The organism is Leptospira sp. B5-022 (assembly GCF_000347035.1).
GTDB lineage: Bacteria > Spirochaetota > Leptospiria > Leptospirales > Leptospiraceae > Leptospira_B > Leptospira_B cinconiae.
Window position 1 is genome coordinate 278,794 of the sequence record NZ_ANIJ01000006.1, and the last position, 19,771, is coordinate 298,564.

Sequence of the window (19,771 nt, forward strand, 5' to 3'; positions counted from 1 at the left end):
TATTGAATTCTGTCTATTTACTGAACAAATAAGGTATCTTACATGCGGTTCAAAGAAAGAAACAAAAAAATCCTAACTTTACTCATTTTTTTTCTGACAATTTCCTCAGGCTCCTGCGTAGAAGCGTCATCCCGAAGTCATATTTCTAAATCCAAAATTATTCCAGCCGAAGTTTCCTTCTACGAGCAAGTACTTCCTAGTCTTTCCGGTAAATCCGTTGTGCTCGTTACCAATCCATCCGGTATAGGAAGATATCCTGAGAAGATTATAAAAGAGTTTAAGGATAAAAAAGTAAAGATCAAACATCTGATCGGGCTTGAACACGGGTTTTTAGGATTGGAAGAGGACTTCAGTAAGTCTCCTGTCACAATGGATGAAACTTTTCAACTCCCTATCTATCATATTTATAAAGTTAAAAACTCAGAGATCCCTGCGATCTTAAAGGGTGCGGATGCAGTAGTCTTCGACGTAGTCGACATGGGGATGCGTTGTTATACCTACCTAAGCGTTTTGAAACGTTTGATGGATAATTTGCCCGATCCAAACACGAAGTTTATCCTCTTAGATCATCCAAACCCGGCATTATATTTAGGCGCAAGGGGAGAAGGTATCCAAAAGAAGTTCCTTAACTTCGCGGGAGAATTTCCCTCTCTATTTTTCACAGGGATGACTCTGGGAGAAGCGGCTGCATTCTATAACGGAGAATATTTGGGTGGGAGAGTAAAACTAAATATTATCTCTCCCGAAAATCTAAAAAGAGGATTCGATTGGGAAAAAGAAGGTATCCCTTGGTCCACACCTTCTCCGAATCTACCGATGCTCGATTCTGCGCGGAATTATCTTGGTCTGGTATTATTAGAAGGAGTGAATGTTTCCGTAGGAAGAGGTACCCAGGCTCCATTCGTATATTTCGGCGCTCCTTGGATGAATGAACCGGAAGAAATTATCTCCGAATTGAACGAGGACAGTAAGGGAGATTATTATTACCAAAGTGTATTTTTTAAACCTACCTTCGGACCGTTTAAGGGAGAGATCTGCAGAGGTCTGCGTTTAACGGTAGTCAACCGAAAATACGATCCGATCAGAATGGCGTATAACCTGACGTCCATTATGAAAAAGAAATATAAGGATTTCAAATGGAGACAATACGCGGACGGATCGCATAATATAGATTTTCTTTGGGGTACCGAAAAATTCAGAGAGTCTGTGGATGCGGGTAAGACCTACGATGAATTTAAGGCTTCTTACGCGGAATCGGAATCTTCCGCAAATAAGCTGATCCAAAAATATCTGATCTACTAATGTTTTGTTACAGGATTTCGAAAGAGATATTATGAGAACCCGATTCGCTGCCATATTCGTAATTTTATTTTCCTTTTCCCTTTTTGCGGAAAACCAAAGCGGAGAATGGAAAGAATACGGACTAAAAGAAGTTTTGGGCCGTTTGAAATTTTATGCGTTTGCAAAGATCGCACAAAGTGTTCGCACAGGTGCTTCCTTTGATCAGGAATTATATGTAAAAGAGGCTCCCTGCAACCAAAACTTTCCTAAATTAGAGGGAAATTTCCAATGCGCATTACTTAGGGTTTCTAGTTTAGAAGACAAGTTGGCGGAAGGTTCGGATCCGGAACCTAAAACTCCGGACGCTGCCTCTGCAAGCAGCGGTTTGACTCCCGCGAGGACGATACCTTCTATCCCTATGAAAGCGAAATGGTACGAGGGAAGGACCCTCGCAGGAAAGGGAGTTCTTTCTGTTCCCGGAAAAGAAGGGGAGAGCGATCTGAAATTTTTCTATCATACGGATGGAAGGTTGAGCCATTATTCCTACGAAGATAAAATCGTTGTTTTTGACTGGAAAGGGCAGGAGTTAAGCACTATTTTAACCGTAAAAGTGGATGCAAAGTTACGACCACTCGGCGGTAAGGAATATTTTTTTCCATGAAAGAATTGTCTTCCGGATTTTTAAGAATGATGGACCATGAAGGTGTAAACCCGGTAGAATATATCTGGGTGGTAGCTACTTATCCGTCTTCCGAATCCGGAAAACAAGAGGCCCAACTTGTTCCCGAAGGTTTTCGGATCGGTAATCTTGTAGGCAAAAGGGTAAAACTGGAATTTACCGGAAAAATCCGCTGCGTGAATTGTGGAAAAATAACAAGCAAAAGTTTCAACCAGGGAAGTTGTTTCCAATGTTTTCAAACATTAGCGGAAAATGATCTATGTATTCTTCGTCCTGAAACCTGTCATTTTCATTTGGGAACCTGTAGGGAACCTGAATGGGGAGAAGGTTACTGCTTCCAAAAACATACCGTATATCTTGCAAATACAAGCGGATTAAAAGTGGGGATCACTCGAGAAAAACCTGTCTCCAATCGTTGGGTGGACCAGGGAGCCCAAGAAGCAATCCCACTTTTGGAAGTTTCCTCCAGAAGAGACGCAGGTCTCATCGAAAAACAATTTACGACCGTTATCGATGATAAAACCAAATGGCAGAAGATGGTGACGGAAGATTCGGGAACCTTCGATCTGATTTCCAAAAAGAAAGAATTACTGGAAATCTTGGATTCCTGGGACCTAGGGGTTCCTTATACGGAATCAGAAGAACGAAATATCACAAAATTAAGTTATCCTATTTTAGAATATCCAAAAAAATCCAAATCTTTTTCCCCCGATAAAGAGAAGGAGATAGATTCCAAATTACTCGGCATTAAAGGACAATACCTTTTGTTCGAGGATGGAGTCATCAATATCCGCGCCTATGGCGGATACGAAATCCGTTTGTATTCGGAGTAACACCAAATGAAGAAAACCTCAATTCGCAAATATTTCCTGGTACTATTTTTGCTTTTTAGCCTCCAAGGTTGTGGCTGGATGGTCGATCTCGTTTTTCCATTGGACGTCGATCGTTTTTTAGGAGAACAATTTTATAAAGCTGCCGTTACGGGTGATGCCCACGGTGAAATTTACAAAGACAAACCTTTGGAAAAATATCTACAATCCATTGTAGACCGTATCTTAAAGTCCAAATCCATCCAATACAAGGATGAGTTCAAATATAAGGTAACCATAATAGACGACGATAAGGTGATCAATGCGATCTGCGCCCCCGGAGGTTATATTTTCGTCTATACGGGACTTCTTCATTTCGTAAAGAATGAAGCGACTCTTGCCGGTATCCTTTCTCACGAGATTGCTCATGCGGAGAGAAGACATTCCACCAAACAATTATCCACAAATATCACTTTATATTTTGCCTTGTATTTTGTTCTGTCTTATGTGCTCGGTCCCGATCTGGCACAACATTCGGCGGACATAGCAGGACTTTCCACAAATCTATTAGGTCTTGTAAATTCCCGCTCCATGGAAGAAGAAGCGGACGAATACGGCTTTGACTATATGAGGTCCACTCCTTATTATCCTGGAGCAATCGCGGATTTTTTTAAAGATCTCCAACAAGAGAAAAAGAAAAATCCTGAGTTGAGCGGCGCCGATATTCCTTTGGAAAAATATTTGAGCACTCACCCTTTGGACGAGGATCGAATTTCGGCAAACGAAAGAAGGTTGAAAGAAGCCGGGATCGGTGCGCCGAATCAAAAGTCATTCTTTAAAGAAAGATACCGTAATCATATAGAAAAATCTTTGGGAACAAAGGAAGAAGACTGATTTAGCTCTACGGATATCGGCTTGTAACTGCCGGTTCTATTTCTAAATTATTGAAAGAAAGGTTGACTGAATTCCATTCCGTCCGGATAACCTTTGCGTCATGAATTGGAAGAAAAAATTAAAAACTTGGGTGGATTCAGGACTCATTAGCCAGGCTCAGGCAGAGTCCATTCTCAAATTCGAAGATTCTAAAAAAATTCCTTATGTATTCTATTCCTTTTTAGCCTTAGGAATCGTGGTCATCGGTCTTGGAGTTATCGCTATGGTGGCGGCTAACTGGGACAAGATTCATTATTCGATAAAACTGGGCACTAGTTTTACGATACTTTTCGGGATAGGGATCGCGATCCTATATTCACAAAGGAAAGAGATCTGGAACGATACGATCCGTTATCTTTTGGTTTTACTTCTGGGTGTATTATTTTTTGCGAATATTGGTCTAATCTCCCAGGTTTACCATACACAGGGGAAATTATACCAGGCTTTGCTCTTATGGTCGGGGATCACTATTTTACTTGTGATCATGTATCCTGGCAGGGTGCTGCAACATCTTTGGATCGCGGTATTCAGTTCCTCCATTTTAAGTTGGATCGACAATAATTCGAATATCGACTGGAGAGAAAGAAGTCATTATTACTCTTTATTCTTTTTTGTTGCCTCCTGGGTGTTTGCAGGGGTTGCGATCTTTGCAGAGAGAAGGCTGGAAACAAAGGAGAGTAAAACTTCTATTCTAGTGAATCCGTTCTTACTTTGGGCCTTCGGTTTTTTTATCACTTCTTCCATTTGGGGAAGTTTTGAGACACGCGATATCCCGAATTTAGATCCGAACCCCGAGTTTTACAGAAAATACGACGTTCCTTTTCCATGGTACTGGCCCCTAATTATTCCAGTCACGTTAATCGCTATTTCTCAAATTTTTCGAAACCGTTTTTCAAGAAGAAAGATCATCTTACTTTCGATTTCCGGAATATTCTTAGGATTTCTGAATTATCCGCAACTGTTTCATTGGTATGGAAAATTTCCGGCTATGATATTCTTCTTTTTGGCCTGGATCCCGTTTACATTTTTATTTTTCGAATCCAGAAGATGGTTTGATCTATCTTTATTAGTCTTAGGCGTCCGTTTCGTTTATATTTATCTGGAAGTGTTCGGAAGTTTACTCGCCACAGGGATCGGTCTCGTCGTCTCGGGAATATTCATACTAGGATTCAGTATTTTAATATTTAAGATGAGGGAAAGGATCCGAAATGCAGCGAACCAACTCTTTCAATCGGAGGAATTAGGAATATGAAAAAGTTAACCATTTCGGTTCTTGCGGTATTTTTGCCCATTCTTGTTTTAGCCTCCATAGCTCTAGAAAGAGAATTCGATCTTAGGAATGGAAAAGTATTAATCCTTCCGATCACGGGTTATGATCCTAGAGATCTACTTTCCGGGCATTATCTCAGATTTCAGATAGATCGTAAATATTCGAACGACGTTTGCCAAGGAGAGGGGACCGTCTTTTCCTTTTCTTCCAATTCTTTCGAGGCGGACCCTAAGATCCCGAGAAAGAATATAAAGGAAGCTTGTGTATGTTTCAATTCCAGAGAACCTTCCGTTTATGACTTAGGTTTTTACTCCGATTGTAACGAGGCAAAGAATGATCCAACTTGCTGGAATTATATCAGAGGGGAGTGTAATTACGGAAACTTTCATTATCCTTTCAGCAAATACTATATCCCGGAAGAAGGCGCGAAAGAACTAGAGGAAAAATTAAGAAAGCCGGGAGCCAAAATCCAATTACGAATGGATAAGAACGGGAATGGCCTCATCGAAAAGATCATTTGGCCGGAGGTATCTTCGCAGTAACTTCGTTCAAGCTGCAATAATCCTTCTCTCCTAAACCCGCTTCCATCCCGTAGCGATAGATCTCATCCAATCCGGAACAGAGTGGCAACTTTGTTCCGGATGTTTTCCCTAATGTGAGGGCATGTTTCAGATCTTTGTACATATTCTTCAATGCAAAATGAGTTTCGTAGTTTCCGGAAAATACGAACGGAAACTTAAATTCTGAAATTCCGGACTTGGCAGCGGATTGTTCTAAAATAGATTTCAAGACAGAAGGATCTATACCTTGAGCCTTTGCCAATGAAAAACCTTCCATATAGACTTGGAAGATCCCTGCTTGCACCATATTTAATGCGATCTTTGCTTTCTGTCCATCTCCGACTTCTCCGCAATAGACCGTGTTTTTCCCGCAGGCCTCAAAAATGAAAGAGATATCTTCGATCTCTTCCTTGGACTTTGCTCCTACCATAAATAGGATCTGACCGTCCCTGGCTGCATTCTTGGAACCCGTCATCGGAGCATCTAAGAAATGAATATTCATTTTATGGAATGTATCTTTTAACTTGAGAGTGAGAGAAGGGGAGGTTGTGCCTACGTCGATCACATAATTTGCATTCGTTTCCAAAAGTCCGGAGGAGAATACGGACTCTTCCACAACATGATCTTCGGTCAGACAAAGTATTATAATTTCCGAATCTTTTACCGTTTCTTTGATATTTCCATGAACGGAGACCAGATCGGACTGTAGGTCTTGGATCTTTTCAGGATTACGGGCGAATAATTGGAGAGAATGACCTAACTTAGAAAGATTATTTGCGATCCCTCTACCCATGATCCCTATACCGATGATTGCGATTTTACGAGAAGACATAGGAAAAGTCTTTCGTAGGAAACCCAGTTTGGCAAGAAAAAGGTTTTAAAAAGAGCTGAGTGCCGCGCGGATAAAGCTTGTGACCGGTGCCTGTTCGCGTGTATCTTCCAAACCTTCTCTTAGTTCTCGCAGAACGATCTGTGCATCCGTCAGAACGGTATTTACATTGGTATGAAGATCGTCACGATTGATCAGTCTTCCCAAAGTCCCATCTCCACTATTGATCTTTGTGGTGATATCGGCTACGTTGGAGAAAGTTTTTCGGATATCTCCTCTATTCTCGGCGATTAGTTCGGAAAGAGATACGAGCGGATCTTGTAATACTCTCCCTTTTAAGGAGGCCCCTGCCGTTTTATAATCCACAACTTGGAAGGTCCTCGGTGCTCCTTTGCTTTCTTCCGCGGATTCGGAAGTTCCAGGATCTATGGAAATTACTCGGCCTGAAAGTAAACTTTCGTTACGTATTGCAATATCATAATTTTCATATATACGGACCGGTTCTTTCAGAAGAATTGTGACTTCTACTCTAGTGGCGACTCCCACTTCTCCCGCAGGAAGAACGGCTCCACTTTCGTCTATCTGGATCAGTCTAATGTTAGAAACGTATCCGAACGGAACACCTTGTACAGTGACCTTGTTTCCTACCTTGATCCCCTCCGAGTTTTTGAAATTGATTTTTAGGAATTCTCCCCGTTTTTGAATGGGTCCACCTTCCGTCATTACGGTAAAATAACCTACTATGACTAAGGCGACCGAGAAGATAGCACCTACTAAAAGATAACGGATTGATTTCATTTAGGATCCAGAACTCTTACCATATTTATATCGGACTTTTTATCCAGAATATTCTCTTTGGACCTAGGTTTCAATTCTTAGTTTCCAGGATCATTGGGCCCTTTGTGTGCCCATGAATAAACTGACGGATGAATTCGTTCGGAGAATTCTGCACTTCTTGTGGAGTTCCGGTAAATAAAACCTGGCCCCCGTAAAAAAATGAAATGCGGTCGGCTATCATATACGCACTGGACATATCATGGGTAACCACGACCTGAGCGGCGCCTGTTTCTTTTTTGATACGGATAATCAATTCGTTGATCACGTTTGACATAACGGGGTCTAGACCGGATGTGGGTTCATCATATAGAATGATCGCCGGATTAGAAGCGATCGCTCTAGCAAGTCCCGCTCTTTTTTTCATTCCGCCGGAGATATCGTTCGGAAAATTGTCCTTTGCCACGGTCATATCCACTAACCTGAGTTTTTCGGCGACAATACGTTGGATCTCCTCTTCGGGATATAATTTGTGTTCTCGTAAGGGGAGTGCAACATTATCGAAAACGGTCATCCAGTTGATGAGTGCCCCCGATTGGAATAAAACCCCCATTTTAGAACGTAATTTTTCTCTTTCTGGTAAGGTAGCTCCAGAAATATTTTCGCCGAAGATCCTACATTCCCCTGCGTCCGGTTCCAAAAGACCTGTGATATGTTTTAAGGTGACGGATTTTCCTGTTCCGGACGGTCCGAGCACTACCATGGTCTCTCCTTTTTTTACCTGGAGATTCATTCCTTTTAAGATCTTTCTCTGCCCGAAAGCTTTGTGCAGATTTATAATTTCTATTGCGTATTCTTCCATTTTATTCCCTGTAGAAGATCGCCGTGATCACATAACCGAAAAAGATCACCATTAAAAAAGACGTCACCACTGATTCTCTTGTGGCTCTACCGACACCGATTGCTCCGCCACTCGTTCTTAAACCGTGAGAACAGGAAATGGAGGAAATGATCAGGCCGAAAACATACCCTTTGAATAAGCCCGTATATAAATCTTTGAGACCGGGGATAGAAGTGATCCTTTCGTTCACATCTTGGAAATAGACGATATATTCTATCCCTAATTGAAAATGCCCGACTAACGCTCCGCCTAAAATTCCCAAAATACTGGAATACACGCAGAGAACCGGAACCATTAAAGAAAAACCTAATACTCTTGGAAAAACCAGAAATCGTATAGGGTCTATAGACATCACTTCAAGAGCGTCGATTTCCTCGGAAACTTTCATTGTACCTATCTCCGCGGCAATGGCGGAACCGATGGAAGCGGCCAAGATAAGCGCCGTCATAAATGGGGACATTTCGCGAGTAAGGGTAATCGTGAGAAGAAGTCCGATCTGTCCCTCGGCTCCAAAATCTTTCAGACCCAATCCTGTGTTTAAAGTGAGAAGCATTCCGGTAAAAACTGCAACCACAGATACCACGAACAAACTCCCGACGCCCGCAATAAACATTTGGTCTAAAATTTCTTTCCGCTTTTCAATCGTGAATCTTAGATTTAAAAAAGTTTCCGCGATCAAAACGATCGTATAACCTGCCGCGTAAAGAGTATCGTTTGCTTTTTCTTTAAAGGATCCCAACATTTCGATTAGAGCCTAATCCACCAAAAAATCTGCACCGTGGTCTTATCCTTACTTCTTTCCAATCCGAATAGACCGTATAAAAATTGATAAGAAGTTTTTTCCGGAGTAGAGCTGTATTCTACGAGCAAAGGTACGTGAATATGCAGTTCTTCTTCGTTCCATCTCTGGGTATAAAGTCTCATTAAAAAAGAGAGCCTTTTTTCTCCATTGGACAATTTTTGATATTCAACGATGGACCAGACCGGATCCCAGATCCTTTCCACAAGTTCCGATTTTATCGGAAATAAAGAAAGAAAATTCCAGGTCAGGTTACCTTCTCTGTCCTCATGCCATCGGAAGAGAGGCCAGAGTTTATAATAATTTTCTTCTCTTCCCCACTGCACGTATGTTCTGTTGGTTCTCCACCAAAACGGGATAAAATAGGTTTCGGAAGATTTGAGATGATGACTGTCAGTGCTCAAGCGAAAATAGAACGGAGTAAAAAATCTGGTCTCCTTATACGCAAATCTGTAATAGCCGTAAAAAGGAAATAAAATTAATTTTCTGTAATCTTCGTCGTCATTATAACCGTATTGAAACAGAAAAAATAGGACATTCAGGTCTTTTTCATGAGTTCTTTTATCGTACCCATACGAGAATAAAGATCCTATAATGGGAAACCAAAAAAAAGCCCGAGCTTTCATATTCCCGAATTCCGAATCCTTGGAAAGGTAAAAAGGCCAGAACATTTTATAAGTAAAAGGTTCCCTTTTATCCTCGTTGATATTTCCCCATTGAAAAAACGGCCAAAGCACAGAATAACGTTCATATTTTCCCTTATGGATCTTGTGAGAATAAAAAGGGAAGATCCTGAGATCATTCCTAACTTCGGAACCTCCCCACATAACGAAGGGCCATAAAATCCCATGAGCGTTATAATTCTTATACTTCCAATTGGAATAAAGAGGGAAGAGTGCAAAATTCAACTCCGAATAACTTGCCTTACCTCTAAGTTTTCCGTATAAGGGAAAAAAACCGAAATAGGATTCTCTAGCCGTTTCACCTTTTCCCCATATCAGAAGTGGGGAAAGAGTGTCCTCGTCCCAACCGATATCGTCGTGGTAGGTTTCCGTTCCACTGAAAAAGAATAAAAAACTCCAAACCCTCCAGTAATCCGTTTTTTCCGAATAGTAGATTGGGAATAAAAAAGTATTATAACGATAATTGGATTTGGTTTCCTTATATGTAGAGAAGAATGGTCTAAAGATCTGTTCTTCTTCTCCCAATCTTTTTTCGGATTGGTATAAGAACCAAAATTGTTTGTATTCGGACGGAAAAGGAGAAACCGGTTTAAAAGGGTATTCCGAAAATAGGCTTTCCGTACAAACTAGGAAGAAAAGGATCAGTATTAGATTCTTATTTATCATTCTTCCCGGAAAATCCTAAAAGCAACAGGGGATAGATCATTGAAAATTGCAGTTTTATTTGGCGGAACTTCCACAGAACACGAAATTTCCCTGCGCACAGGCACTTTCATAAGTAAAACTTTGTCTTCCATGGGACATTCGGTCAAACCCATTCTGATTTCCAGAGACGGCAGATGGGTGATCCCTAAAGAATATCGACCTGAGTTCCCGGAAGGAAATTCCAAAAATCCGGAAGAGTATTTAAAAGAATTCGAAGAACTTCATTCGACTAACGCCGGAGCGTTCAGCTCTTTGGATTGTGATGTAGTTTTTTTAGGATTACATGGAACCAGCGGAGAAGACGGTTCTATGCAAGGTTTTTTAAAAGTTCTCGGCATTCCATTCACCGGTTCCGATGTAAAAGCCTCCGCTTTGGCAATGGACAAGATTAGAGCAAACCGATTATTCCAACTTGCAGGAATGTCCGTTGCACCCTTTTGGGAATTGAGAAAAAAAGAATATTCTGAAAATCCGACTTTGGTCGAAAACTTCGGTTTAGAATATCCGCTTTTTCTAAAACCGGTGGAAGGAGGCTCTAGTTTTCATACATTTAGGATAGAAGGACCCGAAGATCTACGTCATAGATTACCGGAATTTTTCGATGCGGAAGAGCACGCGATCTTACAGAAATTCTTAAAAGGAACGGAAGTTTCCTGCGGGGTTTGGGAAAAGAAAGAAGGTTCCAGAAAAATATTAGAGGCGCTTCCTCCTACGGAGATCATTCCAGGGGGAGAATTTTTCGACGTTGAATCCAAATATAAACCTGGACTTTCTCAAGAAATCACTCCGGCTCGTTTACCGGAAAAGGTCATCTCTAAGATCCAGGAAGAGTCCATCCTTGCTCACAAAACACTTGGATGCGAAGGATATTCTAGAACTGATTTTATCGTCGTTGGGGAAATACCGTTCGTTCTGGAAACAAACACGTTACCCGGAATGACGGAAACAAGTCTAATTCCTCAACAAGCAAAAGCTGCCGGAATACCCATCCAGACATTGTATCAATCTTTGATCGACCAGGCCTTGGAAAGAGCCGGGAAGATTCCAGTAGGTTAATAAAGATAAGAGGTTCGCACGGAGGCCACTGAGTTCACGGAGTAATTATATTTGTTGGAATTCCAATATGCGACTTTCATTGTCTTGTAGGAACTCCTACATTTCCACTCTCTGCCTGAAAAAAAACCTTTGCGTCTTCGCGTCTCTGCGTGAAAAAAACTCTCTGTGTTCTCCGTGCGCTCTGTGCGAGAAAATCTCAGTATTCTCCGTGTTCTCTGCGTGAAAAAATCTTTTAGATTTCTGACTTGATTTTAGATTCACTTCAGTGTATTAATAATTAAGACAATGAATATTCTTCCTAAAATAACCATAGGCGAGATTCAAAATATGCAAATCGAAGAGCAGTTGGATGCTCTTTCCAGTATTTGGGACCAGATTGCTTTAAAAAATCCTGCTATTGAAGTCTCTCAAGACGACAAGCAATTATTGGACGAAAGATTTGCAAATGAACAAAATTCAACCGGAACATCTTGGACAGAGCTTAAAAAACGGATACTAAATTCTAAAAAGTGACAAGTTTAGAAGTCAGAATTAAGCCTAGCGCCCAAGAAGATATTCTTCATTCAGTAAATTATTATAATAGTAAAAAAGAAAATTTAGGTTTCGAACTTATTTTAGAAATCGATTCTTCCTTAGAACGGATCAAGTATTTTCCAGAAATTGCTCCGGTTGTTTATAAAGATTTTAGACAGATATTGACGCGTCGATTTCCATTTCGGATCTTTTATGAGATTTCAGAAAACTATATTGATGTTTATGCCGTTTTACACCAAAGCAGGGAGTTTAGAAGGTTACTTGAGTTAAGTTCGCACGGAGGCCACTGAGTTCACGAAGTAATTATATTTGTTGGAATTCCAACTTGCGACTTTCATTGCGGTGTAGGAACTCCAACATACCTCTGAGGCTTTGTGACTCTGTGTGGGAAAATCTCAGTGTTCTCAGTGAGCTCTGTGCGAAAAAAAAAACTATCTAATCTGAAACAAAGCCAGCTTCGCAAAAAAGTTCGGACTGAATTTTACCTGTTTTAGATCGGTGAAGAATGCTCTATCCTCTACGGTAAAACCTCGAATATCGCAGAACTCCTGAAAATCCAGAACGGAAAGAAAATGTAAGTTAGGAGTATTGAACCAACGATAGGGAAGAAGATCCGTGACCGGAGTTTTCCCTTGGAAAAGGATCCGAAAACGAACTTCCCAATAACCGAAATTCGGGAACACAATAATAACACGTTTACCGATCCTCAAACATTCCTTGATGATATCGCCCGGATGTCTAGTCTCTTGGATTGTCTGGTTTAAGATCACATAATCAAAACGTTTGTCTTCATGGTGACTTAAGCCCTCGTCAATATCCCCATGGTGAACGTAAACACCTTTGCGGATACATTCTACGATTGCATCTTCGTCCTTCTCTATCCCTTGGCCTCGGATCCCTTTTTGTTTTAAAAGATACAGAAGGTCCCCGTTCCCGCAACCAAGGTCCAAAACTCTGGAACCTGGTGAGATCGTATCCAGAATATAAGCGAAGTCCGGTCTTTCTCTTAGAGTAGTGCTACTTAAGATTTTGGAATCTATCATTCGTTCACCGGCATGTTTAAAAAACCTCGGATCACATCCTCTTGTCTTTGGTTGGGAAGAAGAAAACTATCATGACCTTCGTTCGTGGTTAGTTCCACATAAAAAACTCTTTTATCGGAAGCTTCTAAACTTTTAACGATCTCTCTGGATTGAGATGGAGGGTAAAGCCAATCCGAACTATATGAGACCACTAAAAATCTACATTGAGCCGGGCTTAATGCCTTAGTAAGTTCTTGGCCCTTCCCCAGACTGAAATGATCTAGGGCTTTGGTCACATAGATATAAGAATTCGCGTCAAAACGATCTACAAAACTTTCTCCCTGATAGATGAGATAACTTCCCACTGCAAAGTCCGAGTTTAATAGGTTTCCTCTTGGCGGGTTCCTACCGAATTTCTCTCTCATCTTATGGTCGGAAAGGTAAGTGATATGGCCCATCATTCTCGCTAAAGCAAGACCCTTTCTGGGAGTCGCATTCTCATCATACAATCCGTTATTCCAATTCGGATCGGAAAGGATTGCTTGTCTTCCGACTTCATTAAAAGCGATTTGCATCGCTGAATGTTCCGGAGCAGAAGCTAAAATAATACAGTTCTCTAGAACATCCGGATACGATATGCTCCACTGTAAAGCCTGCATTCCGCCCATCGAGCCGCCTGCCACACAGAGTAATCTTTGTATCCCGAAAGATTCCACTAAAAGTTTTTGGGCAGCCACCATATCTTTGATGGAAACGAAAGGAAAACTGGAACCGTAAGGTTTACCGCTGATAGGATTGATACTCATAGGTCCGGAAGAACCCTTACATCCGCCGATCACATTGGAAGATATTACAAAATATTGATTTGTATCAAATGCTTTGCCTGGACCAATATACTCATCCCACCATCCGGGACGTTTTTCTCCCTCGGAATGAAAACCTGCCGCATGAGCGTCTCCTGAAAGAGCGTGGCAGATCAGGATCGCATTATCTTTATTCGGAGAAAGTGTTCCGTAAGTTTCATAAGCAACTACGGTAGGGGAAAGAACTGATCCGTTGTCCAGACGTAGATCACCCAACACTGCGGTTTTAGGTTCTACTATGCCGACGGATTGTTTTGATCCCATGATTTACGTTCCAAATAACTAAGCCACTTTCCTTTTTCAGACGATCCTAAGCAAGCTTAGGAAACTAAAAAGAGAAAGTGGCTGATTTTTAGACGATTTTTTAGACGGAGTCGGAAGTCACACCTTTTTCAGGGCTTCGTCCAGGTCCGTAATAATATCGTCTATATGCTCCAGACCAACCGAGAGTCTGATAAACTCAGGAGTTACACCCGCTGCCAATTGTTCTTCCGGACTCAACTGTTGGTGTGTTGTAGAAGCCGGATGGATTGCTAGGGATTTTGCATCTCCTACATTTGCGAGCAAGGAGAATAATTCCAGACCGTCTATCAACTTCTTCGCTTCCGGAATTCCACCTTTTACGCCGAAACCGATGATCGCTCCGAACAATCCTCTAGTATGGTATTTTTTCGCCAGAGTATAGTTCTTGTCAGTTGAAAGACCAGGGTAGTTCACCCAAGACACTTTCGGATGTTTAGAAAGATATTCCGCCACCTTTTGTGCATTCTGAGAATGTTGGGTCAACCGCAGCGGAAGGGTTTCAATACCTTGGAGGATATTAAATGCATTAAAAGGAGAGATTGCAGGTCCTAAATCTCTTAAACCTTGGACACGGGCCTTTATAATGAACGCAATATTTACTCCTCCAAAAGGTTCAAATTTGCCGAAAACATCCCAGAATTTCAGGCCATGGTAACTTGGATCGGGCTCTGTGAAGTTCTTAAACTTACCGTTCCCCCAATTGAATTTCCCTGAATCCACAATGATCCCGCCGATAGAAGTTCCGTGACCTCCCAAAAACTTGGTCAAAGAGTGAACGACCACGTCCGCCCCAAAATCGATAGGGCGAACTAGATAAGGAGAAGGGAGGGTATTGTCAATCACCAGTGGAACCCCTGCATCGTGAGCCACTTTCGCAACCGCTTCAATGTCCAGAGTATCCAACTTAGGATTTCCTAAGGTTTCGGCAAAGACGGCTCTGGTCTTGTCATTGATCGCTTTTTTGAAATTTTCCGGATTGGACTGGTCCACAAAATGGACTTTGATCCCAAGTTTCGGAAAAGTATAATGAAGAAGGTTATAAGTCCCTCCATAAAGGGAAGAAGATGCTACAATTTCCTGTCCAGCTTCTACTATATTCAAAAGAGCTAATGTTTCTGCGGATTGCCCGGACGCTGTTGCGAGTGCCGCCACTCCGCCTTCTAATGCGGCAACTCTTTGTTCTAAAACGTCGGTGGTAGGGTTACCGATCCTTGTATAAATATTACCGAATTCCTGGAGACCGAATAATCTCGCAGCATGGTCCGTGTCCTTGAAAACGTAGGATGTAGTTTGATAGATAGGCACTGCCCTGGATGTGGTAGTAGGATCCGGAGTTTGCCCTCCATGAAGAACGATTGTTTCTGGTTTATAATTTCTTGCCATCTCTAGGACTCCTTTGTACAAATAGTGGAAATATTTCCTATAATGTCTATCAAAAATTTAATAAATAGGATAGAAAATTCGTTATAGCGAATAGATGCGAGAATCGGAGGAACTCGAAATATTTTACCAAAATTCATCCCTTAAGAAATGAAAATTCAGGTTTTTTGGAAAATATTTTCTGAAATACGAGAAATATTCCTGTTTTATTGGTTTTTCAACGGAAGGTTCTGATAGAATCGGATAGTCATTTAGATTCCACGTAGACGATACGATACTAGTGGTACTATTTTTTGGATGAATTGAAATACAATCCGCGGAGAAATTCCGGCTTAAATATGAAATTAAACTTTTTGAATTTGTGTAAAAGATCTCTTATACTTCCGGGGATTTTACTTCTTTCTTTTTATCTTCTTCCTAGCGAAGAACTTCAGGCCCAACTCTGGATGCCACCTGGAAGACAGTTTATGCAACCTCCTGATCCATTCACATTCGATGCAGGGGTAAATAAGTTTAATAACGACTATTATCTGTATTTTGCTCCAACCTTAAATTTGAATTTTGGGGGAGAATTCGGACTCTCTCTTACTGCTCCAATGAACTTTCTTGCTTACGACCAGGATCCGAAAGATCCAACCTTAAAGGTGGGGAGCATTCGGAAGATAGATTACGACCAAAAAAGCGATTATCTTAGGTTGATTAATAATATTTGGTACGGGACTTACGGACTTTATAAACCCGGGGAGACAACTTTCTCTTTTTATGCCGGAAAACTTTTCGATGGATATATAGGTCACGGAACCATAGTGAACCGTTATGTGAATAACCAAAGGATAGACATTTACAATGTAGGTCTGATGGCGGATTTTAATAACGATTACGGAGGAGTACAGGTATTTACAAATTCCGTTTATACTCACGAGATTGGTGCCGCAAGAGGGTATGTTCGTCCATTTGCAATTGCATTTAAATTATTCGATCTGTTCACCGGAAGATCTCAGTTATTCGGAATGTTACAACTTGGACAAGGAAACGTAGCGGACGAAGCCGGAAGAAAAAAGGTCTACGAAGAAGCCGGAGTGGACCCGGAAGATAGAGAGAAATATAGGGCATTGGTTGAAGACCAAAAGACTCATCAGATGAGAGAAGAAATGATCCCGATCGAGAAAAAGCCGGAATCTCGTAAGGAAAAATTAAAAGAATTCTTTAATCAGGACAATTTTGCAAATAGATTCTCGATCGGATACACAACCGCATTCGACACTAAGGCTCCTACCCAGCTTTCATTCGATACAACGGGACGTTTACGATTGGATTCAAATAATAACCCGTTAGTAGAGCAATCGGAAAGATTGATCATCCAGGGTATGGATGCAGAATACAAACTCATCAGTACCAAATATGTGGAGATCACTCCTTACTATGATGTGAACACCATCAAACTTTTAAATTCCAAGGGAACTCACACCGGAGCAATCTTCCGTTTCGGCGGAAAAGACATCTACGCTAAGATCAAACCGGAATACAGGAATATGGATGCGAATTATATTCCTATGTATTTCGATAGCTTTTACGAGTTGGAAAGATACCAATCTAATGTGAACTCCCAACTTCCTCTGACCAAATTGGAAGCTGCCAAACTTATGGATCCGGATGCCGCAAAGCTGAAAGGTTATTTCACTTCCGTAGTATTCAGTTTTTATAGAATTTCCTTGGAAGCAAACTATGAGAATTATTCGGGCCCGAATAACTCCAGGATCTTTGTTGGTTTGTATTTCCCGATCGGTTCCTTATTTATGATCTCCGGATATTATACGCGTAAGAATTTCGATCAGAATAAAGATGCATTCAAGGTGGATGATAATTCCGTCGGAGCGATAGAAGCCGCTTTGAATTTAGGGTTTATTTCCATCCGAGTGCAAGATATCCGCAGATGGGTGTATGATAGCACCTCGAATAGTTTTGTAGCACAAGACGAACAAAAGATATTGTTTTCTAACTCTTTGTCCTTCTAAAAAGAACCGCTCTATCTTAATGATCTTTATAAAATATTTTATTGTAATGAAGAGTCTTTACCTGAGAGCGAAGCCAGGATTGTGAAGCGCCCCGGAGGTTTGCACAGGACGTGCAAGCGAAGAGGAAGGTAAAGACTCTTTATTACAGGCTATTTAAAAAAAAATTTTGAGATAGCGGTTCTTATGAAAGGACGGAGCTTTCCCATTGAGAAAGGAAGAATGACACTGCCTGTTCGGATCTCAAAATGGAAGAAGAAAGTCTAATTGATGGAATATTTAATTTTTTGAATATTTCCAATTCTGTTTTTGTCCAACCCGGTTCCGGTCCTACTAAAATTGAATATTCTTTTTCCTGAAAGGGAAAAAACTCTCGGATGGCTTTTCCTTTTTTATCCAGATAATAGAACCTATGGGAAGAAGAACGTACTATTTCGGAAATAGAACCTTTCTTCTCAAAACTTGCCTTTTTGCCCGGAGGAACAAAACCGAGTGTTAACTTTGGAAAAAAAATATTCCCACCTTGTTCCATCCCCAGGAGCAGTTTTGCTTTCATATTCTCCTCTTTCCAAACAGGGGAGGTAAGATATTCCGTTCTGGAAAGTGCAGCGAGTCGGAATTCTAAACCGGAAACTCCCCAGACTCCTGATAATTCTAAGATCTTTTCTACCGTCGGGGGTCTTTGGACGGAGACGATCAGTTGGATGCCGGGATTTCTTCTTTTAGGTTTAAGTATGGGAGTGTAAGTTCCCAAAAGTTCCGCTGCGTTTACTTTTAGAATTTTAAAAATCCCTAAACTACTATTTAGGAGGCCGGCTTTGATCTTATCACCTTCCTTCTTTTGTAAAACTTTTAGAATATGAGTGACTCGAACTTGGTTTGAGATCTTGAATTTCCCAGGATCTGTTTCCTGAGAAGGATCCAGTAGAAGATAATTCATAAAAGCCTAAATTTCTACTTGGGGAGCTTTGTCTTCTTCTTCGTGAGGATTTGGACCGGAGGGTTCCTGGGTTTCCGGAGAATCCCAATGCGGAACCGAGTCATTCCAGTTTTGGGAGGAAAAGAAACAGGCTCTTGCGATACCGATCAGGATCAGAATGAATAGAATATATTTTGCGAGTAGGGGACCGAATCCGGTTCGGTGAAGATCACCGTAATTTTCGAAGGATTGTGAAGGTTCTCCGGGGTTTTGCCATCCGTACGTTCGATTCTTTCGGAACTTGGCTTTAAACGATTCGAATTTATCTTCTAAAAAACGAAAAAATCCCCGTACAGAACGAGGATTTTTGAGACCGGAGTTTCCTCCTGGGAGATCGTATCTTCCGCCTCTAAAACTGGCCGGGTCTTCCGGATCAAAGACGAAAGAATGATAACATCTAGGACACCGAACTGTCAGTTTTCCCAAATCTATGGGAATCCTGAGTTCGGTGCCGCAGGAAGAACAAGGAAGAATATACCGCACTTAGTATTTCAGGGATTCCTTGAGCGTGTCTACGTTCTCTTTGTAGTTCTCATTACCCAATTGGTCGTTGTAATCGAAAATTTTGGTAAACAATCTGTCGAATGCATCCAAGTGTTTAATGTAGAACGTCTTTTTGAAAGAGTTGCGGATCGGGTGAGTTTTGGTATTTTCCACGTTTGCAAGAACGTATTTACCGACTCCTTTTTCGCTAGGAGTTTCGGGACGATTCCACTCAGGATAATTGTTCTTTTGGTAGAAAAGTTCAATCTTATCATTGTGTCCTGGCTGGTCGTTTGGGGCCCTGTCAATGATCTCGGAAACCGATTTATCTTCGATCAGGAAGTTATTCTTATAAACTCGGCTGATAATTTTAGCGATTTTACGAGGAGGTTCCATTCTTGGATCCGGATCGTTGGTATTCGGTCCTTCGAAGTAAATCTCCATATACTTGGAAAGTCCGCCTTGAACGACTTTACCTTGTCCTCTTTCCTCATCCTTAATGAAATCGTAAACTTCTACTCGGATACAGTTGTTTGCCGCATCTTCTTGCGCGTTGCTATTAGCAGGCACACATTCGTCGTTGTTTGCTTTTCCTTTAAACAGAACCGTACGGAAAGGAAGAATACGTACTTTCATTTTCATGAGTACTGTATGACGTTTCAGTCTTTCATTTAGAGAGGTAACTCTCTGATCCAGACCTTTTTCAGTTTCGAGAATAGCCGCGCCGACCTGGCCGTCTTCCTTCTTTTGGGCTTGGTTGTCTTGAGCGTTGAGTATGCCTGCGATTGAAAAAATTGCCAGGCAAAATGCGATTTTGCGTTTCATTGTACCCTATTTCCTTGGTCTCTTCTGCGTTTGGATTCCCCGAAAAGTCGAGAATACCCTGTCTCTAGTATCGGTAAAATAGACTCCCGAT

At 41.3% G+C, this 19,771-nt stretch carries 21 protein-coding genes; 10 read left to right on the forward strand and 11 right to left on the reverse strand.

Annotated elements, in window-relative coordinates:
- Positions 1–42: 42 nt before the first annotated feature.
- From LEP1GSC192_RS01900 to LEP1GSC192_RS01925, 6 genes are all read left to right on the forward strand, one after another.
- Positions 43–1,302, forward strand: a complete 1,260-nt coding sequence (locus LEP1GSC192_RS01900; protein WP_020768311.1) for an exo-beta-N-acetylmuramidase NamZ domain-containing protein — start codon at positions 43–45, stop codon at positions 1,300–1,302.
- A 31-nt stretch (positions 1,303–1,333) separates the two neighbouring features.
- Entirely contained in the window at positions 1,334–1,942 is a 609-nt protein-coding gene (locus tag LEP1GSC192_RS01905) for a hypothetical protein (protein ID WP_036088684.1), read from the forward strand.
- Complete coding sequence (locus tag LEP1GSC192_RS01910) at positions 1,939–2,793, forward strand: DUF2797 domain-containing protein (protein WP_020768345.1); 855 nt, start codon at positions 1,939–1,941, stop codon at positions 2,791–2,793. The genes LEP1GSC192_RS01905 and LEP1GSC192_RS01910 overlap by 4 nt, the downstream gene beginning before the upstream one ends.
- A gap of 6 nt (positions 2,794–2,799) precedes the next feature.
- Positions 2,800–3,663 carry a M48 family metalloprotease gene (locus tag LEP1GSC192_RS01915; RefSeq protein ID WP_020768269.1) on the forward strand — a complete coding sequence of 288 codons (864 nt, stop codon included), beginning with the start codon at positions 2,800–2,802 and terminating at the stop codon, positions 3,661–3,663.
- Positions 3,664–3,763: 100 nt separating this feature from the next.
- Positions 3,764–4,954, forward strand: a complete 1,191-nt coding sequence (locus tag LEP1GSC192_RS01920; protein ID WP_020768198.1) for a DUF2157 domain-containing protein — start codon at positions 3,764–3,766, stop codon at positions 4,952–4,954.
- Complete coding sequence (locus tag LEP1GSC192_RS01925; RefSeq protein ID WP_020768472.1) at positions 4,951–5,514, forward strand: GDYXXLXY domain-containing protein; 564 nt, start codon at positions 4,951–4,953, stop codon at positions 5,512–5,514. The genes LEP1GSC192_RS01920 and LEP1GSC192_RS01925 overlap by 4 nt, the downstream gene beginning before the upstream one ends.
- On the opposite strand, the gene LEP1GSC192_RS01930 is transcribed toward LEP1GSC192_RS01925, so the two are convergent.
- The 5 genes from LEP1GSC192_RS01930 to LEP1GSC192_RS01950 all read right to left on the reverse strand — a co-directional run bounded on the left by LEP1GSC192_RS01930 (position 5,486) and on the right by LEP1GSC192_RS01950 (position 10,184).
- Positions 5,486–6,364, reverse strand: a complete 879-nt coding sequence (locus tag LEP1GSC192_RS01930) for an NAD(P)-dependent oxidoreductase (RefSeq protein WP_020768245.1) — start codon at positions 6,362–6,364, stop codon at positions 5,486–5,488. The two genes, LEP1GSC192_RS01925 and LEP1GSC192_RS01930, sit on opposite strands and share 29 nt — an antisense overlap.
- A 45-nt stretch (positions 6,365–6,409) precedes the next feature.
- Positions 6,410–7,159, reverse strand: coding sequence for an MlaD family protein (locus tag LEP1GSC192_RS01935; protein ID WP_020768423.1), 750 nt, complete (start codon positions 7,157–7,159; stop codon positions 6,410–6,412).
- A gap of 70 nt (positions 7,160–7,229) precedes the next feature.
- Complete coding sequence (locus LEP1GSC192_RS01940; RefSeq protein WP_020768110.1) at positions 7,230–7,997, reverse strand: ABC transporter ATP-binding protein; 768 nt, start codon at positions 7,995–7,997, stop codon at positions 7,230–7,232.
- A gap of 1 nt (position 7,998) precedes the next feature.
- Positions 7,999–8,778, reverse strand: a complete 780-nt coding sequence (locus LEP1GSC192_RS01945; RefSeq protein ID WP_020768061.1) for an ABC transporter permease — start codon at positions 8,776–8,778, stop codon at positions 7,999–8,001.
- Between the two features lie 5 nt (positions 8,779–8,783).
- A complete protein-coding gene (locus LEP1GSC192_RS01950; RefSeq protein ID WP_036088687.1) occupies positions 8,784–10,184 on the reverse strand; it encodes a hypothetical protein in 1,401 nt (466 codons plus the stop codon).
- Between the two features lie 39 nt (positions 10,185–10,223).
- Here LEP1GSC192_RS01950 and LEP1GSC192_RS01955 point away from each other — a divergent pair, with 39 nt between their 5' ends.
- From LEP1GSC192_RS01955 to LEP1GSC192_RS01965, 3 genes are all read left to right on the forward strand, one after another.
- Positions 10,224–11,279: a D-alanine--D-alanine ligase gene (locus LEP1GSC192_RS01955; protein WP_020768217.1), complete on the forward strand. Its 1,056-nt coding sequence runs from the start codon at positions 10,224–10,226 to the stop codon at positions 11,277–11,279.
- 327 nt (positions 11,280–11,606) lie between these two features.
- Positions 11,607–11,792 carry a hypothetical protein gene (locus LEP1GSC192_RS01960; RefSeq protein WP_020768257.1) on the forward strand — a complete coding sequence of 62 codons (186 nt, stop codon included), beginning with the start codon at positions 11,607–11,609 and terminating at the stop codon, positions 11,790–11,792.
- Positions 11,789–12,103, forward strand: a complete 315-nt coding sequence (locus LEP1GSC192_RS01965; protein WP_020768458.1) for a type II toxin-antitoxin system RelE/ParE family toxin — start codon at positions 11,789–11,791, stop codon at positions 12,101–12,103. The genes LEP1GSC192_RS01960 and LEP1GSC192_RS01965 overlap by 4 nt, the downstream gene beginning before the upstream one ends.
- Positions 12,104–12,244: 141 nt before the next feature.
- On the opposite strand, the gene metW is transcribed toward LEP1GSC192_RS01965, so the two are convergent.
- From metW to LEP1GSC192_RS01980, 3 genes are all read right to left on the reverse strand, one after another.
- A complete protein-coding gene (gene metW / locus LEP1GSC192_RS01970; protein WP_020768310.1) occupies positions 12,245–12,856 on the reverse strand; it encodes a methionine biosynthesis protein MetW in 612 nt (203 codons plus the stop codon).
- Positions 12,853–13,962, reverse strand: a complete 1,110-nt coding sequence (locus tag LEP1GSC192_RS01975; protein ID WP_020768258.1) for a homoserine O-acetyltransferase — start codon at positions 13,960–13,962, stop codon at positions 12,853–12,855. Before LEP1GSC192_RS01975 ends, metW begins: the two co-directional genes overlap by 4 nt.
- Before the next feature lie 117 nt (positions 13,963–14,079).
- Positions 14,080–15,384 (reverse strand): O-acetylhomoserine aminocarboxypropyltransferase/cysteine synthase family protein, encoded by a 1,305-nt coding sequence (locus LEP1GSC192_RS01980; protein ID WP_020768355.1) that lies wholly within the window; start codon positions 15,382–15,384, stop codon positions 14,080–14,082.
- Positions 15,385–15,740: 356 nt separating this feature from the next.
- Here LEP1GSC192_RS01980 and LEP1GSC192_RS01985 point away from each other — a divergent pair, with 356 nt between their 5' ends.
- The gene (locus LEP1GSC192_RS01985; RefSeq protein ID WP_369749978.1) at positions 15,741–17,396 is read left to right on the forward strand and encodes a hypothetical protein; all 1,656 of its coding nucleotides are present in this window, start codon (positions 15,741–15,743) and stop codon (positions 17,394–17,396) included.
- Positions 17,397–17,577: 181 nt separating this feature from the next.
- Here LEP1GSC192_RS01985 and LEP1GSC192_RS01990 read toward each other — a convergent pair whose 3' ends face one another.
- The 3 genes from LEP1GSC192_RS01990 to LEP1GSC192_RS02000 are packed head-to-tail and all read right to left on the reverse strand — an operon-like array spanning position 17,578 to position 19,680.
- Positions 17,578–18,333, reverse strand: a complete 756-nt coding sequence (locus LEP1GSC192_RS01990) for an RsmE family RNA methyltransferase (protein ID WP_020768070.1) — start codon at positions 18,331–18,333, stop codon at positions 17,578–17,580.
- A gap of 6 nt (positions 18,334–18,339) precedes the next feature.
- Positions 18,340–18,855, reverse strand: coding sequence for a zinc-ribbon domain-containing protein (locus tag LEP1GSC192_RS01995; protein ID WP_257588078.1), 516 nt, complete (start codon positions 18,853–18,855; stop codon positions 18,340–18,342).
- Positions 18,856–19,680 carry a hypothetical protein gene (locus LEP1GSC192_RS02000; protein WP_020768201.1) on the reverse strand — a complete coding sequence of 275 codons (825 nt, stop codon included), beginning with the start codon at positions 19,678–19,680 and terminating at the stop codon, positions 18,856–18,858. It abuts the gene before it with no gap.
- Positions 19,681–19,771 lie beyond the last annotated feature (91 nt).

Coding starts and splice junctions, on each gene's coding strand:
- LEP1GSC192_RS01900 (WP_020768311.1), top strand. CDS start 43: ATGCGGTTCAAAGAAAGAAACAAAAAAATCCTAACTTTACTCATTTTT.
- LEP1GSC192_RS01905 (WP_036088684.1), top strand. CDS start 1,334: ATGAGAACCCGATTCGCTGCCATATTCGTAATTTTATTTTCCTTTTCC.
- LEP1GSC192_RS01910 (WP_020768345.1), top strand. CDS start 1,939: ATGAAAGAATTGTCTTCCGGATTTTTAAGAATGATGGACCATGAAGGT.
- LEP1GSC192_RS01915 (WP_020768269.1), top strand. CDS start 2,800: ATGAAGAAAACCTCAATTCGCAAATATTTCCTGGTACTATTTTTGCTT.
- LEP1GSC192_RS01920 (WP_020768198.1), top strand. CDS start 3,764: ATGAATTGGAAGAAAAAATTAAAAACTTGGGTGGATTCAGGACTCATT.
- LEP1GSC192_RS01925 (WP_020768472.1), top strand. CDS start 4,951: ATGAAAAAGTTAACCATTTCGGTTCTTGCGGTATTTTTGCCCATTCTT.
- LEP1GSC192_RS01930 (WP_020768245.1), bottom strand. CDS start 6,364: ATGTCTTCTCGTAAAATCGCAATCATCGGTATAGGGATCATGGGTAGA.
- LEP1GSC192_RS01935 (WP_020768423.1), bottom strand. CDS start 7,159: ATGAAATCAATCCGTTATCTTTTAGTAGGTGCTATCTTCTCGGTCGCC.
- LEP1GSC192_RS01940 (WP_020768110.1), bottom strand. CDS start 7,997: ATGGAAGAATACGCAATAGAAATTATAAATCTGCACAAAGCTTTCGGG.
- LEP1GSC192_RS01945 (WP_020768061.1), bottom strand. CDS start 8,778: ATGTTGGGATCCTTTAAAGAAAAAGCAAACGATACTCTTTACGCGGCA.
- LEP1GSC192_RS01950 (WP_036088687.1), bottom strand. CDS start 10,184: ATGATAAATAAGAATCTAATACTGATCCTTTTCTTCCTAGTTTGTACG.
- LEP1GSC192_RS01960 (WP_020768257.1), top strand. CDS start 11,607: ATGCAAATCGAAGAGCAGTTGGATGCTCTTTCCAGTATTTGGGACCAG.
- metW (WP_020768310.1), bottom strand. CDS start 12,856: ATGATAGATTCCAAAATCTTAAGTAGCACTACTCTAAGAGAAAGACCG.
- LEP1GSC192_RS01975 (WP_020768258.1), bottom strand. CDS start 13,962: ATGGGATCAAAACAATCCGTCGGCATAGTAGAACCTAAAACCGCAGTG.
- LEP1GSC192_RS01980 (WP_020768355.1), bottom strand. CDS start 15,384: ATGGCAAGAAATTATAAACCAGAAACAATCGTTCTTCATGGAGGGCAA.
- LEP1GSC192_RS01990 (WP_020768070.1), bottom strand. CDS start 18,333: ATGAATTATCTTCTACTGGATCCTTCTCAGGAAACAGATCCTGGGAAA.
- LEP1GSC192_RS02000 (WP_020768201.1), bottom strand. CDS start 19,680: ATGAAACGCAAAATCGCATTTTGCCTGGCAATTTTTTCAATCGCAGGC.